The following is an 18,086-nucleotide window of genomic DNA, read 5'->3' as shown; positions in this document are numbered from 1 at the left end:
ACGATGAACAAAGAACTGTTTGGCGTCCTTGATGATGACGGCATGTTCGACAGTCTCGTGTCCCGGTCGAGTTTCGACTGGGTTGTAGACGGCGAGTGCGCCACCGTCGCGATTCGTGACCCGGCGCTCGGGTTCCCGGGTCGGTCGTCGACGTACAGTGACGAACGAGGCAGCTGTGTCCTCTGGGGGGAGATTCTCCCGCCGGACGGCGTCTCGACTCCGTTGGCCGAGTACACGCTGGATAGATACGAGGTGGTCGGCCGCGAAGCGTTCTCTGAGCTCAACGGGTCGTTCCTCGCCTTCGTCGAATACGACGACGATGCTATCATCGCAACCGACCCGGCACGCACGTGGCAGTGCTTCTACGCCGACACACCCGACGGTCGGGTGTTCGGGACGAACCCTCAGCGTGTTCTGTCGGCCATTCCCAGCACGGAAGTCGACACCCGTGGGCTACTCGAATACGTTCATATGGGCGTCGTCGTCGACGAACGGACGGTTTTCACCCGCCTCAAGTGTATCCCGTTCGATGGGTACATCACCGCTTCCGGAGCTGGAACGCTTTCGCGCTTCGTTTACGACCCTGCCGACCCGGATGAGTTCGACTACGTCGACGAACTTGCATCACGGCTGGAACGTGCCATCAAGCGCCGAACAATCTATCCCGGCCGACATGGATTGCTCCTGAGTGGCGGCTACGACTCCCGGGCCATCGTCGCACAGCATCCGGATATTGACGTGTGTTACACGCTCGGTGCGCCTAAACACCCGGAGGTAAAAGCCGCCCGTTCCATCGCGAACCAGTACGGCGCTGACCACGAGACGCTCATCGTGGATGAGAACTATCTCAATGTCGATGAAGAGACCATCGAGTACACTCTCGGGACACGCGAGTCGATTCACATCCACCATGCAGGGTGTGACGACAAGATCGATGTCGACACCATCTTCCACGGCTTGTTCTTCGATACGTTCCTCCGCGGTCACTTCCTCCCGCGGAACGTGGTCAACCTCTTCGGGAACAAGTTCCCGTTGAAGGGTCTCGAGTCCGACCCGAACGTCACGGAAGTTCTGTCGTCGAAATTCGTCTATCATCCGGCGTGCGACCACGTCTTCCCCGAGTGTTACGACGAGTTCGACACGAGTCTGGGGTTTATCGACGATGTCATCCAAGAGCAACTCGATAAGTGGTCCGACCGCTACGATAACGTCTACAACAGCATCTCGCTCATCGGTATCCAGAACCAGCCGACGCTCCCGTTCCATTTCGAACTGTCCGATAACTACATCGAGTCGTTCGTCGCGGCCGACGCGGAACTCATCGACTGGCACCTGAAGACGCCGCCGGAAAAGCGGAACACGAAGACGATGAAGCAGGCGATTCGGAAACTCGACCCGAACATCTTCAGGCATCGCCCACCTGACCGGCCGTATCACTCGCACCGAAAGAACCAGATAGAGAAATTCCTGCGACGGAAACTCCCGCTCATCGAGCCATTCAGCGCACCATGGCCCGACCTGCAGGCGCAGTACGCGGAAAACGAACTCGACCACAAACTCTTCCCCGGATATCCGTGTATCCACAAACTACCGGTCAGGGTCAAACTCCGCATCAACGACATCACCACGTGGATGAACGCCGCCGTGGACAACAACGTCCTCACACCGAACGACGTGTTGTGCCCCCCAGAGCGACTGCTCACGGACTCCTGATTTGGTCGGGGTTCTCTCAGTTGTTCGCTGTTCTGCGTTTCGTGACTCGTTGGTGCGTTCGTGGATAGATTTTGATGATCGTTGGTGCGTTCGTGGATAGATTGTCGACCTCGTTCTCAGTAGCGTTCGAACGAGACGCCTGAACGTCTGTTTTAACGGCCTCGCGCCACAGTCTCGCCGGGTCTCGTCTGCGTGCCTTCGGATAGTTTCACGCCGGCGTTGAGTCCAGTGTTAATCCCCGTCTTGACGTTGTCACCGACGATAGCACCTAACTTCTTGCGACCGGTCGAAACAGGCTCTCCGTTGACTGGGACGGTGATTGCTTCACTGCCGTGCCGTAAGTTGGCAACGTTGGTCCCCGCACCGAAGTTGACGTGCCGCCCGACGACGCTATCGCCGAGATACGAGAGATGGCCGACGTTTGTGCCTTCGAGGAGAACGCTATTTTTAATCTCGACGGCGTGGCCGACGCGAACGCCAGGCCCGACGAAACTGCACCCGCGGATGTAGGCGTTCGGACCGACTGACGCGCCTGCGGCGATGTACGCGGGGCCTTCGACGACGCTCCCGCAGCGAACAGTCGCGCCTTCCTCGATGACAACATCGCCTTGGATGGTCGCATCGTCGCTCACGTCGCCGTCGATTCGACGCTCGATTGTCCTGAGTTTCCACTCGTTGGCTTCCAGTAGCTCCCACGGGCGTCCAACATCGACCCATCGGTCGAGTCCGACAGGTGAAACGTCGTGTTCCGAGATGACCTGTTCGAGAACGTCGGTCAGTTCGCGTTCACCACGCTCGCTTGGTGGTACGTCGAGCATGTCGCGGGCTTCTTCGGGGAAAACATACGCACCGGCGTTTACGAGGTTGTTCTGCGGTCTGTCTGGTTTCTCGACGATTCCAGTGACGCTGCCGTCGGAGACGTTCAGGACGCCGTAATTCGACGGGTTCGAGACACAAACTGAGGCAACACTCGGAGCAACTTCAAATAGCGAGGCGATACTCGGGGTGTCATAGAGGTTGTCGCCGTAGAAGACGGCAAACGGGCCGTCGATGAATTCTCTCGCGGCGTGAACGGCATCTGCAGTTCCCTGTTGTTCGTCCTGAACCACGTAGGTGACCGGAACGCCGTGGTACGTGGACCCGAAGTACTCTCGAACTGTCTGTTGTCCGTGGCCGACGACGAATATGAGTTCGTCGACTCCGGCTTCGACCGCCGCACGAGCGGTGTGTGCCGCGATAGGTCGGCCCGCGACCGAGAGCATGGGTTTGGGCACGTCGTTCGACAGCGGTTTCATTCGAGTTCCTCTCCCTGCCGCGAGTACGATAGCCTGCATACCTGACGTAGTCGAACGATGGGCGTTATTATGCGCGAGATAAGCCAGAATACAGCTGAGTGCGGCCTCTACAACGGTCGATTAAGGTATCTGTGTCGGGTGTTTGGGACTCGTCGAAGTAACTCACCCGAAGAGCATACCGTGTTGCCAGAGCAGGTCGCGTGCGGCGGCGACTTCCCACATCACCCTGTCTTCGAAGTGAGTGTCCTTACGCGTCGTTTCGACGATGTATCCGGGCAGGTGCAGGTCGCCGTACACTTTGTGGATGAGTAGGGGCCGCGAGCCACCCAGCGAGTTCCCGCGGTTGAAGTCGTAGTACGGCGGGTACTCCGACCGGTCGATGTACTGCTCGTTGACGGCGTTACAGGCGTCTCTCGCGTTTTCTGGTGTGGCACTGGTGGGGAATATTGCTTGTCCGACCTTCCCGTCGTACTTGTAGATACCGCTCGAACTGTGGAGGTCGACGACGACGTCCGGGTCGTGTGAGACGAGTTCGTTCCAGATGGCCCGCGCGAGCGTGCTCGTCGGGTCTTCTCCGGTGGGGAACTGGCGGTTCAGATCGCCGTCGATAGTGTACCGTGCCTTGATACCGATAGCTGGCTGATTCGCCCGGGGGAGGACAACGAGTTTCCCGCCGGTCGGACGAAATCGCGCTATCTGTTGTGCGGCGGTGTATCCCTCCGGCTCTTCACCGTGCATCCCACCGACGACAAAGGCCACGGGTCCGGGTTTTCCCGAGTCGATAACGTGGACTGGCGTCTCGTATTTTGTCCCCGGAAGCAGCGAGTGCGTCTGTACGCTTCCGCTGTTGACTCTATCGAGACGTCGTTGCGTCCACCCGAGGATGTCGGTGTAGTTCCCGCGCTTGTGGTCACGAAGGAGGCGAACCCGAGGGACGGTGGGGACGCCGTACCGGATTGCCTCTTCGGTCGCAGAACGAACGAGGCTGTTGTATCGGCCGCGGTATGCTCGGTTGGCTATCTTTGTCGTGTTTCGGACTCCGCTGCGGCCCATATGGGACTCCAACTGGGTGTGCGTGTAGGATTTCGTCGTGACGTTCGAGAACATGAATTCGAAGAACTCCCAGAAGTTCTCCGGTTCGACGTCCCAGACCCCGTGGGCGGCGCGGGACGCGCGGGCTTCTCCTTCGTCGTCGCTGACGAGGTAGTCGTCGATAGCGTCCGGGCGGTACGAGAGGAAGCGAAGTTCGACATTGAGTTCGCCCGGAAGGACGTACTCGCGAACGATGTCTTCGAGGTTGTGCTGAACGAAGTACTGCGAGTCCTCGGAGAGGAAATTCACGTAGACGACGAGCGTCGGGTTCTCGTCGTCCGTCCCCATTGTTGGATAGAGACGTTCACTGAGGTACGGGGCGGTTCCGACGAGGCCTGCTGTGAATCCCGCCGAGACCCGTTGTACACCAATTGTACCGAACAACGCGAGTCCTCCCGTCGCAGTCGAAAAGTCACGGCGAGTGAGTTGGGTTGCCATTTCAGTTCAGACAAACAGATGTTCTGTATTCTTGTGATATCTGGGCTTCATATGGACAGCCTTCATATATTTTTTGTGTGAATAACTACGATTTGTCTGTGTGATTGTGTGTAGGGGGAGGGGAATCCCGGTTACAGACGACAAATTAAATTATTTGGTCGGACTTCTGCCAAAATATTAATTTTGTGTATTTGTCGTGTCGAAATACTGTTGCTGTAAGTTTATTCGATGTCTCTACTGCTAATATAGAGGCTAATGCAGCCGCCTTGGTTCTTTCACGTCTGTGGTCAATCGCCAGTTCGTGTATGGTTTCGTTGTGTATGTGTCTGACATCTTACAGTGGTGGCAGAAAAAGAAAGAGTGAGGCCACCCCAGTCGCAGCCCGTGACAGGAGCCGGGTTCTGCGATAGTTCGCGGATAGGTCGACAACCGCCGGTGGGGAGCAGCGTCCGTCGACCCAATTTGAACATAGGCGGCTTCCCGGATTATTATCTGGTTACTAGAACGGTTTTCACCTCGGTTCCAGTTGTTACAATTGAGCGAGAGAATCGTTGTCCCCCTCTAGGACCTTTTTAGAGGAGCAACTATCTCGATGGTTCATGTACGTCGCACCCGTGGCGCTCTCTCATGGATGTTCACGAACTGACTGCGATTCAGCGCGATTTGCTCTTCGTTATCAGTGGAATGAGCGGTTCGTCAGGACAAGCGATTAAATCGGAACTGAGGGAGACACAGGGGCGTAATCTGCTCGCGGGGCGCGTCTACTCCAACCTCGATGAACTCGTTGAACAGGGTCTCGTCGACAAAGGGAGTAAAAACGGACGAACCAACGAATACGTACTCACGGAGAAAGGCGAAAAAGCAATCAGGAACCGCCGCCGCTGGGAACGGCGATACGTGAAACAGACCGTCTAACACGTCCTGTACGTTTTCTCCTCCTTCTGATGAACACTGATTAATTATATGTGGGGTGAGACTCCATTCGGTACGAGCGACTGACTCGCCGGCCCCCGCATGACCGACACACACGACTCGACGCACATTGTTCGGACTGTTGTCCAACATCTGCCGGAAGGCATCCTCGTCGAGGATGCGTCACGAAATATTCTCGCAACGAACGAGCGACTCGTCGAGATGTTCGGACTCGAACGCTCTCCATCTGAGCTCGTGGGTATGAACTGCGAACGCCTCGCAGAGAGTGTTGCCTACCTCTTTGTTGATTCGGAAGCGTTCGTTTCGGCTATCGACGAGACTCTCGAACACCGAGAGCAGATTGACCGCGAGGAGTTCAAACTGACCGACGGCCGGGTCTTCGAGCAAAGTTACGTTCCCTACACACTCCCGGAAGGTCCAGCAAACCTCTGGGTCTACCGCGACGTGACAGATGACAAGGAGTACGAACGTCTCATCGGTCGGCAAAACGAGCGTCTCGAAGAGTTCGCGAGCGTCGTCTCCCACGACCTCAGAAACCCGCTCAACGTCATCCAGGGGCGACTCGAACTTGCACTGGAACGACACGACAACGACGAAGATTTGCAGAAAGCCGCCGAGGCTCTCGACCGGACGTTCGAACTCATCAACGACCTGCTGATGTTGGCACGAGAGGGAACAGCAGTCAGAGACCCGGGTCGAATCGTTCTCGCAGATGTTGTGACTCGGTGTTGGGGTACTGTCGAGACAGGGGAGGCAACACTGGCAGTCGACACCAACCACGTCGTCCGCGCCGACGAATCACAGGTCAAACAACTTCTGGAGAACCTCATTCGAAACGCCATCGAACACGGGGGTGACGGTGTGACTGTATCTGTCGGTAGTCTCGCCGATGGGTTCTACGTCGAAGACGACGGCCACGGTATTCCGGCCGATGATTGGAACCAAATTTTCAGCACGGGATACTCTACTTCGCCCGAGGGAACCGGCTTCGGACTCTCTATCGTCCAAACTGTCGTCCACAACCACGGATGGGAAATCGGCGTTACGGAGAGTCAATCGGGTGGCGCACGGTTCGAGATAACCGGTGTCACCGTTCTCGACTCGACTTCGTAACGGCTCTTTTCTGGACGGCTTCTACCATCCGACGACTTACTCCAGTGCGACGTACGGAAGTGTTGCTGGGTCCCCGTCGGCGTAGTCAAGCACCGTTGCTTGCGAATCCCCGTCCGGTACGATAAGGTCTGCAATGAGCGGTGCGTCGTCGACTGCGCCCGACTTCGCACCACCGAAGACGTACGCTCCACGTTCTTCTTTGACCGGACGAAGCGACCCCCGGTCTTCGGACTGCACCGCAGCGACGACTTCCAGTGTTCCCGCGTCGACGCCGTCGAAGGCCGCTCGGTCGAACGTGAGCGTGACCGTATTCGACTCGCGGTCGACAGTTTCCTGAAGTGTGATGGCGTTCCCCGATTCGTCGCTGAGGGCTGCTCCAGTCGCGTCGACGGCGCTCTTCGTGAATCCACTCACTTCGAGGCGGTAGTGCCACGAATCTTCGAACGAGACGGTTGCGCCGAGGTCGTCGAGACTCCTGTCGGTTCCGCCGTCTTTGTTCGGGTCACGAACCCACAGGAGGAACAGTTGTGGCGAGAACCCTCGACCGCTCCCGAAGGCGTTGTACAAGTCCTCCACTTCGAAGGTTACCTGATACCTGCCCGGTGTCTGTTCGACGGTGACCGACTGCAGGTCGAATGCTCCCTCTTTGAACGCCCCGTTTGTCGGGTACGTGTAGGCTCCCGGACCGTCGTCGTCACCCGTCGGGTCGGAGAGTTTCGCAACGGTTTCCGGAGGCTTCACCGTTACCGTCTCGGAAGTGAGCGTCTGTCCGTTGGCTGTTCGAACGGTGACTTCGTAGGTTCCGGGCGTGTCGATAGCGTACGAGAGTGTGTCCTGTTGGTCGGTCGTGTGGGGTGGGAACCGTACGTTCGACGTAGCCACGTTCTCGCCGTCGACGACGATTTCGACAGTGGTGCCGCCGATATAGTCCCCCGAGTTCGACCCCGTCGCGGTCACGAACGACTCTCTGACGAACGGGTTGTCTCGAATCGAGATTTCGATGTCTTGCTCAGGTCGCTGGTACGTCGGAAGCCGTTCGAGGTCGTCACTCGTTGCTGGCTTGAGTCGAATCGCCGTCCCGCCCGTCTCGGCCATCGAGGCGAGAAGCGTCGTATCCGCCGTGACGATTGCCTCGTCCACGCGAACCGGTTCGAGGTTCGGATTCGACCCGTACGCGACGTCGACACCGTCGGAGTACAGTTCTGCGACGTATTTCCCCTTCGTGTGGCCGAGACCGGTGGCGTTCTCGTGGGCCTTGCCATTCGAACTCCTGTGACCCTTACCGCTCGATTTCCCCGGACTCGATGCGTGCCCGTCTCGCTGTCCCGGTGCGCTGTCGAGGAAGTCGAGTGAGATGTCGAGTGCCCGGCCGTTTTCGTCGGTCATGGCTCCGACGAACCATTCATCTCCGCGTTTTCGTGCGATGACGGAGTACGAGCCAATCTCCGCATCGAGCACGCGAGTGTCGTCCCACGGACCGGCGGGAACCGACTCGATGAAGTCGAACGCATCGACTGTCGGCCTCCGGGTCGGGTCCGTCTCGGGTTCGGGCATCGAGGAGTCCGGTTCCGTCACTGCCACCGAATCGAGGTTGAACCCGCCGGTGTCGTCGTCTCCGAGCGTCAGTGTAACCGTGTTTGCACCGGCCGACAGCGAGACGCGGACTGAAATCGCGTTCCACTCGTCCCAGTACGCCGTCGGTGGGAACGTCGCCTGTTTTTGTGCGTCCCCATCGACGAGTACAGTCGCTGTTCGAGGTGTCCCTTCGGGTACGGCGTTGTTTGTCGCGTCGCTCGCGTATCGGAAGTGAAGGTCGTACTCACCGGCGCTCGGGACGTTTTCGATAGGCCACGAAAGTGAGGCCCCGTGGTCGACGGTGTTGGGGTCGACCGGGACGTACTTACCGCCGAATGCCCCGGCCCACTTCGCGGCTGTTGCGAACCCATTCCGTTCTGCATCTTCCGCCTGTGTCACGCTTCCGACTTCGAGTGCCGTGTCTCGGTCGGCGAGATACGAACTCGGGAGGTCGGAGACCATCTGCAGGCCGCTGAAGTACGTCGGGTACATGGCGAGTTGCTTCGCTCGCGTCGTTTCGATGCCGCCGGACCCGGAGTCCATGTCGAAGATTCCCGGCGTGTACTCGACGGGACCGCCGAGCATCCGGGTGAACGGGAACGTGACGTGATGCGATGGACCGACGCGTCCGAAGGAGTCGTACTCCTGTCCGAGGACGCCCTCTCGTGTCATCACGTTCGGGAAGGTTCGGCGCTCGCCGGTCGGCTTGAGTGGTTCGTGAATCTCCAACATCTGCCGGTGTTTGGCCGCCTCGCGGTACACGAGTCGATGGTGGTTGACGAGTGGTTGGCAGTGGTGATTGTACGTCTCACCGTCGATGCTAACGCCGCTGTCGGCGACGTATCCTGTCTTTATCGAGTGAATTCCGAGTGAATCGTAGTAAGCGAACGGACTCGAACTGTCCGAAGTGAGTTGCGACTCGTAGTTCGAAATGTTGCCCGCAGTTTCGTTGTGTGCGGTCATTCTAACCGGTGGGTTGAGGGCTCGACCGTAGTCGGTCACCTCCTCGATATCGAAGTCCGGGTAGCTCTCGTCGAAGTCCATGGCGCTGCCGTCGCCGGGGTAGGTGCTCCAGCCTTCGTTCCAGCCCTCGACGAGGACGCTCGGAATGTCGTGCTCGCTGGCAAAGTCCATGTAGCGCTTCATGCGCTTGGTCTGTGCGCCGTGGTTTCCGGTTTCGGGACCGCGGTACTCCCAATCTGCGCGTCCGGTAATCATGAGCCACCACACGCCGAGGAACTTCTGTGGTTCGATCCAGTCGGTTCCGTGCGGGAAATCGGCAGGGTCGTGTGGCTCGTTGAGGTTCACGATGAGGTTGGACTCGACGAGGTCACCCGGTCTCGACCCGACCTGAATCGTCCGCCACGGGGTTGCGTGGGGTGCCGTCGCCGCCACCTTCGTCCCATCGGGGAGTGGTGCGAGCGTCGATTCGAAGGCCGTCCCCCCGGAGGACGTGGGTTCGACCCCCATCGCCGCGTAATCGACGAGGCTGGCTTCGTGAATGCTTAGATACGTTTCATCGTCGGCCTGAATCGTCATCGGGGTGTGAGCACCGCCGAAGGGGCTTCGTTCGCCGATTTCGCTCAGCGGCGTCTCCTTGTACCCGTATTCGTAGCTGTTGAAGTCGTTCTCGATCCACCACGCGGTGTAGTCGCCGCCGAATGCGAACTCCGTCCGCTCTGCGGTGATGACAAAGTCGCCGAAGCCACTGTCTTCGGGGAATACGTACCGCAGTCCGAGACCGTCGTCGAACACACGAATTGCAACTGTGAGCGCCCGCTCAGGACTGGTCGTCTCGGCGAGACCAACACGGAGTTCGTTGTAGTGCTCACGGATTTCGTTGTATTGGTCCCAGACGGGTGTCCATCGGTCGTCTACCGCCGAGCGTTCGGTCCCGGTAACCGTGAGTTCGGTCCCGAAAGCGGGCTGCCCGTCGAACTCGAACCCCAGCGACGACGGTTCGACGACGGTTCGTCCATCGTACGAAACGGTGTACGTTGGCGTCCCCGACGAGACATCGAACTCGACTGCGACTGCACCATCCGGAGACGAGATTGTTTGGGCGAGTTCATCATCGCTATTCGACACGGTCGAAGCGACCGTGTCGGGGACGTCGAGTGTGTACGATGCTGCTGCGGCCAGCGACGTGAGCCCGCCGAGAAACTGGCGTCTTCCGAACTCCGCCCTGTCGTCGTTTGTCTGAGGTTCTCTATCGGACATCCTGAAAATTCGTTATTCGATAATGAATAAAAGTCTTATTGCCGAAGAAATATGTGTTCATACTTTATTGCACGGTTTTATCGCTTCTATCGTCGGAATTCGATGGTTGAGTACTTTTGTGAATGTTTCTGTAGGTCTGGTGGCAGGGAAGTCGATGGCTGTGGCTTAGCCGATTTTTTGGTGCGTTCCTTTGCTGGTATTCAGGTTTGTAGACAAAAAGAACAGAAATTTGACTGTATTACTAGTATCATTGTCGCAGTGAGACAATGAGGATTAGCGAAATGGCGCGATAGTTTGGTCTGAGATGGATGAATTGAATATCGCTATATAAAATTAGTGAGTCGCGCGCGCCCAGTTTCAGAGGATGGCCAGTGGAGTTCGTCGACGAAGTTGTCCTTCGAACCTACCTGATGGGAGCAAAAGCGGAAAGCTCGCCGTCAATGGATGTATGAGAAGTTAGAGGCAGCGTTTGGTGCGTAGAGCCGGCATAGCAGTAATACAGGAGGTTACTGCAACTACCGCGGTGTGGCTAAAGAGCCACACACCAAGATTACCGGAGTCTGCTTCGCAGACTCCAGATGAAACAGATGAAATGAGGGTCGCGTGCCTACTCGGCGCGGCTTATTATTTTTCTAACAACGCCAACACGATTATTCGCGGCACGGTAGTGTTCTCTTCCCAGTTCAATTAGGTTGATTTCTCTTCCCCCAATTTCTGAATAATGCCAATCAAAACTACAATTGTATCCGTCTTTAGAATCTTTTGAGACACCAGAGTCCAGTCTTCGAATATCGTCTTTTTTTTAATCGAGATTGGTGGTTCTGAACCTGACTTTCCTTCAATAATTGGATGCATATTAATCGAAATTGGCATTAATTGATTGTGCTGAACATAATGCCTTAGGCCAAGAATTGGTTTCCGGTGGGTATCATACTTGTCATCAGATAGAAACTCAACCTCTTCTTCAATTCCCAATTTCTCAACAGTATTATTTAGAATCTCATCAAAAGTATATGCTGACGAAACATAATTGTGAATCTCAGTATAGACGAAGGCCTGAGAATCTGGATGGAAAACCATTTCTAAGCTTATTTGATCGAATACACTGTCCCTCCGTTGATAATTCAATTTTAAAACGTCGAATGCTGTTAAGAGTTCAGAATCTGACCGTTCAACAAGATTTTCTTCCAGATCTTGCTTATAGATTGTCTTCCGAGAAATGTACTCATCCCCATCAAATGGTTCATCAATTTCTCGGTTTGCAATTGATAAGATCAGATGGCTTTCAATATCCTTAATGAATATCCAATTTCTTCCACCACAATCAGAACATTTGATTTGAGTTTTGAATCCCTCTTGGTTTGATGGTTCAAATTTTGGTGTGCCAGTTATTCTTGAATTACAATTTGTACATTTGACCTCTGACAGAGCCTTATATGCGAGTTTGAAGAACTCAACCATGTTAACAATGTATTCCATTGTCATATCAATCTAGCTGCTTGACCAGTATCTTGACCCACGTCGATCTCGCAGTTCCTCGAGCAACCCACCACCCTAAATCGAGACTTCACAGAGGATTGGCCACCACCGGGGGTCCGCCAAAACGCCCCATAGTTAAGTAAGTATACGCCCGGTGGGGGGTGTGTGGTGGTGGCCACTTCTCGAAGTATACGCTGTCTGTCGGTTCGACGTTTTGGACCGACCACGGACTCACACTCGTAACGAGTCACATCGAAGATAGAACTAAGTAGGATTGGGTGGCCGATGGGGTGTCAACAATGGTATTTCGAAAGCTCCGGAGCCACGACGGCACCCCGCTTGTTGCACTCGACCGTGACGATCTCGTCCTCGACGGCGTGATCTCTGCAGACGAGGACGACCACGAAGAACAGAACATGCACGTCCAGCGACTCGGGAAAGGAGTCTATGTCGTTCGACCCGTGGGAGGATGGCCCCATACCACCGCTCCACGAAACCAAGCTGGTTCAGGGGCTTGTTAGGTAGGAACTGCAGATAAGAGAATACGGCTGAAAATCTGTTCAGAATATTCCCGCCGAAACAAGCAAGATCCCAAGAGCAAGGATAGTCCCGACAATTTCAAGCTTTGTTTGATGGGCTTCTTTCCAATTATTCACGTGAACCACGACGGTTTGAGTATCTTGCATGGCCATGTCTTCGTACGTATAAGACAACGAGAACGTGATATCGTAGTTTCCCGGTCGCGCATCGTCTTTAGTATTTAATTCATATTCAAGAGGTGCGAGCTGATCATGAGTCTGTTCGGCGACTGAGTGAGGTAATGCTCGTTCGCTATGCAAATTCCGACTATCACCAACAAAATATGACTTTGCGAGGTTAAGATACACGCTAACTGCGTCTAGTTGGTGAGTACAGAGGTAGTCCTCACCGGAAGCAGGCTGTGAATACTCACCTGATTCCTTGTCGTGAGCATCATGTATACAGTACCGTAGCGTACCTGGGTTCTCTTCATCAATGATCTCTTCGTGATAGTGGTTCACATAGAGTTTGTTTTTATCTACATCACCAAAGCCGCTGATAAATATACTAATTTTTACTGGCCCTCCTGGATCAATCTCAGGAGTCTGTATTACAGGAACAATTTGGTAACTTGGTTTCATACCATACATATAATATTCGCTCTGGTTATTTGTTTGCTCCTCACATGGTGGATTTCGGTGCTGTTAACCGATCCTCACATGGAGACCAACGGGGTTGCTCATAGGTGAATACAGCGCGCGTATCTTGCATGTGAACCGAAGGTAGTAGCTATCAACCTAAATTATAGCGTACTCAGTTGGACAGAGGCCTATCCCTCCCAGTTCCAACATCCTCATATAAATCTGACCTCAGCACGGGAGCATTGACATACTCCTCCGTGATTTCCTCAACAGTACTATGGAACCACCTGTCTGCCTTTGGGGCAGTATACACCCTTTCGATTAGGTCGTCTAATGAGGTGGTGACTGGGAGTCCAGCGTCAGTAATTGGTTTCTCGTAAGGGTGGTACGGTTCAGGTCTCCATTTTTTATGTCGAAGAACTACGCGAAACTCCCTCTCGTGCTGGAAGCACTTTCTCTTATGCAAGGAGGGTGCGATAACTGGACTCAGCGGGACCACATCATCGTCCCAGTCGATATAATTCACTCTCGTGAAAAACAGATCATGATCTGTCGTAAACGCAGCCCGAAGATCGTCTACTGTGGACTGAATAGCAACGCCTGTGTCGCTGCTCAAGTAGAGCTTCCACATACCGTCTGACTGGACGGGATTTTGATGCCAACAACTAGCATATACCCACTGCTGAATGTCTTCAAACTTCTGCGTAAGAATACCGTTATTTTCGCCCGAATTAGCAAGAGTCTTTGTTGACGGCATCCCCTCACGTGGGTCATCAAACTGATCTACTCTGCTGAACCAAGTCTTGCCCGTTGTGAGGAGATTCACATACTGAGAGAAGTCTATGTATCTCCAGACGGTAGCAGTTCCGTCGGCTTGTTTGAACCAGTCTTTCTCAGAGTAATCAGTGTGTTGTGAGTCGCTCATTTCCAAATACATGATTCAACCACAACTAACTTTTGTGAACGCTTCTGAGCAATCTCATATCTCTCAACCAAGCCATCTACACATCAACCCATTTTAGCTGGTCCCGGATTCCCCCGACACACGCTGTATAGTTACTGAACACACCCTCTGTCTGTATCACACGGATTGTGTCAGGTTCTGAGGATTTCAACAGAGCCGAGTGAGTAGAACGTATCCGTCGGCCAACTGCACTCAATGGAAAGATTTCTCTCATCAAAATTGGAAGGAGGTTGCGAAAGTAGCAACCCCGACGGACACGGGTAATAATTGAGCTTACTCGCACATAAACTTGACCTACGAGTCACAAATCAGCCGCTTCACCTCATCGTACTCTCGAAGGTCGTCGAGGAGGTCCGGACGATGTTCTTCAAGAAATTCTAAGTCCGCCGCTAGTTCGTCGAATCGGCTACTCTTTACCGGAAATCGAGGTGAGCCATCGCCCTCGAAGTCACGTGGTCCGGCACAGGACCGAGGTAGTTCCGCCGGAACGTCTCACGTCCCGAGTCGGTCATCGCCCACCCGCCCCACGCCATGGTCAACTCCTCGGCAATCGGAACGCCCTCGAACGCGAGTGAGTAGAACGTGTCCGTCGCCCACGTTCGTCGAAGGTCGTGCATCCCGAGGTCGTGCCAGCGGTCGTCGTCCAAGTCGTCAGCCAACTGCTCGCGCGCCTCGACAATCCAGTCTCGCAGCGACCGAGTGGATACGTCGATGACCGGCTCGTCGACGCGCAGTCGCGCTGCTGACTTCAGATACTTCACGCGCTCGCGGAGACTCCGCGAGACCGGCGTGTCCCGCGTGCCGGTCTTCCCGTCGGGAATCGTGAGTCGCCACTTCCCGTTGTCGTCGAGCGGCTGGAAGTGTCGCGGCTCGACGTTCCGGACTTCGTCGCTGCGGAGACCGTGGAGTGCGAGGTCAAGGGCGATGCGTCGACGCGGGTATTCGTCCTCGACGAGTGAGAGCAGTTTGGCCTGCTCATCACGAGAGAGCCACAGTCGCTTTCCTGACTTCGATGGATATGGGCGTGCCTGCATGGTTCCGGTTCTGGTAGGTAGCTCTGTTTTCCGGAACCTTAGCTAGTTGGGTCGGGTCGATCTCGGGTGAAAACAGGCCGATTTGGTGACTTCGACGCGCCGGAGGTTACGAGAATGGGGTATTCTCGGAAGCGTATAGAATAGCCATCTGCTAGTCGGATCTGCAGGACTCGGGGAGGAGAATCAAAGGTCTATTCGGATTTTTCCCACCATTTGTTTTCTTCAGGAACGTCATCTGGCATCATAGGCCTCGCATTAAAGATAACTGAATGGAAGTCGGTGATATTCTTCGACTCGACGGTTGTGTATCCAAGTCTTATCGGTCTTCGATCACCCAGTCCATCTTTGTACCACAATCGAACTCCCGCGTCGATTTCAGACTCGCCAGAATCTTGAAATATCCACAGAAGCTCGGAAGCTGAGAGAAATCCTGGAGGATTGTCACCCATAGTTTCATTTATGCACACATCATCACCCAGCTGCTCTTCGATCTCGTCGGTCACCGCATGGAGCGAAGTGGTGTAAACTTTCTCTCGTTCGTTCGTTCCTATTACACCGCCCTGGTCATTCAAGCGGATCGCATCCATACGAGGTCCAGTCATCTTTTTCAGCGCAGTTTTCCATTCCCCCTGAATTAAAGGTCCCTGCGATTCCCAACCGATCTTGTTCCCATTTAGCATTGCTTCTACTCTGAGTTCTTCAGCCGGTGCCCGACCAAAATTTGACAGGGTGACTTCAACCAGATCTGCATGTAAAAGATGGGGCCAAGTATCCAAGCCATTATTAGTCGCGTATTCGCTAACCTTCTCGGCTGGAATAACTTGTAAATCCTCGATACGTAACAGGGCCTTCGACTGGAATTCTGTTTGCTTTTTTTCTTCGTTCAGAATCATTGTTTGGCGCCGATAGAGATACACCAAACCAGCGGACAGCACTAGGCTCCCGAGTGCGCCTACGATTTGAGCAAATGCTGGGAGATCGTACGGGGGTGTGTGATTTACTAGATTTGTCTTCCCTGAGGTCTCAGACCAGAACAGCAGTGCTGGGGAGCACAAGGCAGAAACAGCTAGCAGTAGTGAAGACTTTCTAACCACGTACAGATGCGGACACTGCTCAAATATGAATGCTCGGAGCATACCACGGCCAACTCTCTTTGGCTCTCGGTTCCGAAAAGAGAAAACCAGATTCTCGGAACTGCTCACTAGGGTGCATTCGGCACTTTGTCGCTCTTGCCTGAGCACAAAATGTCTGATTCGGGGATAGATATTTGTTATCGTATAGACATTATTATGTGTGGAATCATGACAGAATGGGCACAACACTACGACGAAATCCCAAAAGCACTCTCCAACAACGGTGAGATTAGGCTGCATGCTCTGGAGTTGATAGCTGATGAACCAATCATAGGAAAGTGCCTCGAGGGAGGTACACGAAAAGAAGACTTCAGGACGATACTGTCGGAGCTTGTTAAAGGAGAGATCGACCATGCAACCGCTGAGCAACGTGTCTCATCAGAGCTCCCACCCAGTAACTCACTTCATATGGGGAACAATCACGTATTCAACAGCCAGTGGAAAGAACGGTTGATACGGTCGCAACTGAGTCGGTTTTATAACCAATCAGTAATGGAGATTCTCGAAGAGCGAGGAGACTCAGAGTGTTTTGTCCCGCGCTCTCCTCGAGAAGACACGACTTCAGATTGTACCCAGCAGTTGGCGGGGGGAAAACATGCAACCTCGGAGCTCCTCCGAGCGCTGTATTCTCAGCAGAGACAAGGCAACTGGAACGACGGAGTCACCGTTCCAGGACACGCAAATTGCACCCATACAGTAGTTCCAACCGAACTAGCACAGAATAATTAGTCACCTATCCGAAACTAGGTGATTCTCAGAACTACTGAGTGTTTGGTTGTGAAGACGGTTCCCCCTACTACTCAGTACACTTGACATCTGGTCTATCATTTTATTTGTCTCTGAAAACACTCTTTTCTATGGAAGACCAGCTGTATCCGTCCGACGTTAAGGATTGGACTTGGGATACGATTGAGTTCCTAGCTGACAACGACGTCCCAGAGAGTACCTACTTGGAATACAAGAAGCATCTATCGTATCCTACTGGAGAAAATTCAGATAAGTCAAAACAAAAGTGGCGAAGAAACCTTGAACGAGAGTTCACTGCATTTGCCAATGGATGTGGTGGGATTCTTGTTTTTGGTATGGCTGATTCGATTGATCCAGCGCCGTTTGAACCACCGGAACATGAGGTCAGACGAACAGTCAATCAATATATTAAGGATACAACGCCAGTTGTAGAAATCTATGTCTCCGACCCACTCATCCCCCCGAGCGAGAATACCGACAGAATAGCGCTTGCAGTTCGTGTCTTTGAGGCCTCGCGTAAGCCAGTCAAGGCATCTGATTCGTCCTATTTTGTCCGCGTCAACGACCAGAAGCAGCCGATGAGTCGAGAGCAGTTAGAGTCGATGTTCGTTGAGGCAGATCGTCGCCAACAGGCAGTCCGGCAACTAGAGTTTGAGATCTCTCGGTTTGTGAATTCATTTGAAGAGAATATAGAGGAGGTACCAAACCGGGATCACATTCCGCCTCTTGAGGCAGTTGACGAACAATCACTAAGGGGGGCTCTTCGACAGAACACCCACCTCTTTAGCGATGAAAATATTCAAGAAGATATTATTGAAGTGATGGGAATATTGGATGAAATAAGCTCGGCGAAACGCGAATTTGATGAAGGCTGTAGAAATATGGGTCGTGTCGAACATGACAGTTATAGTGAATTGAACAAAGTAACCCAAGTCAAAATTTTTGATCTTAGCTGTCGTCTAGACTCCAAATTGAGAGATGTCAAAAAGAAGACTCAACTGGAATTCCCGTGAGAGGGAGCTGCTAGTTGAGGTCATCAGAGTACGTCTTTATTTTGGCAATGTGGGGATCTGACTTGGTTCCGAAATAACCCGACTCTCGGAAGTCGGTCAAGAGTACCGACCTAATAGATAGTACAAGCGGTCATAGAACATCTTCGAATTGGTCGTCAACAGCCACACCACCACTTT

General features: G+C 53.9%; 13 protein-coding genes. 4 read left to right on the top strand and 9 right to left on the bottom strand.

Annotated features, from left to right (window positions below; all coding sequences use genetic code 11):
- Positions 1-3 precede the first annotated feature (3 nt).
- Entirely contained in the window at positions 4-1,713 is a 1,710-nt protein-coding gene (locus HFX_RS17390) for an asparagine synthase-related protein (RefSeq protein ID WP_014732763.1), read from the top strand.
- A gap of 152 nt (positions 1,714-1,865) precedes the next feature.
- Here HFX_RS17390 and glmU read toward each other — a convergent pair whose 3' ends face one another.
- On the bottom strand, positions 1,866-3,047 hold the full coding sequence (gene glmU / locus HFX_RS17385) for a bifunctional sugar-1-phosphate nucleotidylyltransferase/acetyltransferase (RefSeq protein ID WP_004060996.1): 1,182 nt from the start codon (positions 3,045-3,047) through the stop codon (positions 1,866-1,868).
- 123 nt (positions 3,048-3,170) lie between these two features.
- Positions 3,171-4,538, bottom strand: coding sequence for a succinylglutamate desuccinylase/aspartoacylase domain-containing protein (locus tag HFX_RS17380; protein ID WP_004060997.1), 1,368 nt, complete (start codon positions 4,536-4,538; stop codon positions 3,171-3,173).
- A 627-nt stretch (positions 4,539-5,165) separates the two neighbouring features.
- Between HFX_RS17380 and HFX_RS17375 the strand changes: the two genes are divergently transcribed.
- Together HFX_RS17375 and HFX_RS17370 are read left to right on the top strand one after the other, a co-directional pair.
- Entirely contained in the window at positions 5,166-5,453 is a 288-nt protein-coding gene (locus HFX_RS17375) for a helix-turn-helix transcriptional regulator (RefSeq protein ID WP_004060998.1), read from the top strand.
- Positions 5,454-5,552: 99 nt separating this feature from the next.
- Positions 5,553-6,584: a PAS domain-containing sensor histidine kinase gene (locus HFX_RS17370; RefSeq protein WP_004060999.1), complete on the top strand. Its 1,032-nt coding sequence runs from the start codon at positions 5,553-5,555 to the stop codon at positions 6,582-6,584.
- Between the two features lie 36 nt (positions 6,585-6,620).
- On the opposite strand, the gene HFX_RS17365 is transcribed toward HFX_RS17370, so the two are convergent.
- From HFX_RS17365 to HFX_RS17335, 7 genes are all read right to left on the bottom strand, one after another.
- On the bottom strand, positions 6,621-10,379 hold the full coding sequence (locus tag HFX_RS17365) for a glycoside hydrolase family 97 catalytic domain-containing protein (protein ID WP_004061000.1): 3,759 nt from the start codon (positions 10,377-10,379) through the stop codon (positions 6,621-6,623).
- Positions 10,380-11,066: 687 nt separating this feature from the next.
- Positions 11,067-11,840, bottom strand: a complete 774-nt coding sequence (locus tag HFX_RS17360) for a hypothetical protein (protein ID WP_137685693.1) — start codon at positions 11,838-11,840, stop codon at positions 11,067-11,069.
- Positions 11,841-12,151: 311 nt separating this feature from the next.
- Positions 12,152-12,337, bottom strand: coding sequence for a hypothetical protein (locus HFX_RS20225; protein WP_049964098.1), 186 nt, complete (start codon positions 12,335-12,337; stop codon positions 12,152-12,154).
- Positions 12,338-12,418: 81 nt separating this feature from the next.
- On the bottom strand, positions 12,419-13,018 hold the full coding sequence (locus HFX_RS17350; RefSeq protein WP_137685694.1) for a hypothetical protein: 600 nt from the start codon (positions 13,016-13,018) through the stop codon (positions 12,419-12,421).
- A 172-nt stretch (positions 13,019-13,190) separates the two neighbouring features.
- Positions 13,191-13,943 carry a hypothetical protein gene (locus tag HFX_RS17345; protein WP_231512975.1) on the bottom strand — a complete coding sequence of 251 codons (753 nt, stop codon included), beginning with the start codon at positions 13,941-13,943 and terminating at the stop codon, positions 13,191-13,193.
- 452 nt (positions 13,944-14,395) lie between these two features.
- Positions 14,396-15,016 carry a site-specific integrase gene (locus HFX_RS17340; protein WP_004061005.1) on the bottom strand — a complete coding sequence of 207 codons (621 nt, stop codon included), beginning with the start codon at positions 15,014-15,016 and terminating at the stop codon, positions 14,396-14,398.
- Positions 15,017-15,207: 191 nt separating this feature from the next.
- Entirely contained in the window at positions 15,208-15,909 is a 702-nt protein-coding gene (locus HFX_RS17335; protein WP_049963747.1) for a hypothetical protein, read from the bottom strand.
- A 1,097-nt stretch (positions 15,910-17,006) separates the two neighbouring features.
- On the opposite strand from HFX_RS17335, the gene HFX_RS17330 reads away from it, so the two are divergent.
- Positions 17,007-17,909 (top strand): ATP-binding protein, encoded by a 903-nt coding sequence (locus tag HFX_RS17330; protein WP_004061007.1) that lies wholly within the window; start codon positions 17,007-17,009, stop codon positions 17,907-17,909.
- Positions 17,910-18,086 lie beyond the last annotated feature (177 nt).

The sequence above is a fragment of the Haloferax mediterranei ATCC 33500 genome, from assembly GCF_000306765.2.
GTDB lineage: Archaea > Halobacteriota > Halobacteria > Halobacteriales > Haloferacaceae > Haloferax > Haloferax mediterranei.
This window is presented reverse-complemented; position numbering and strand designations above follow the sequence as displayed.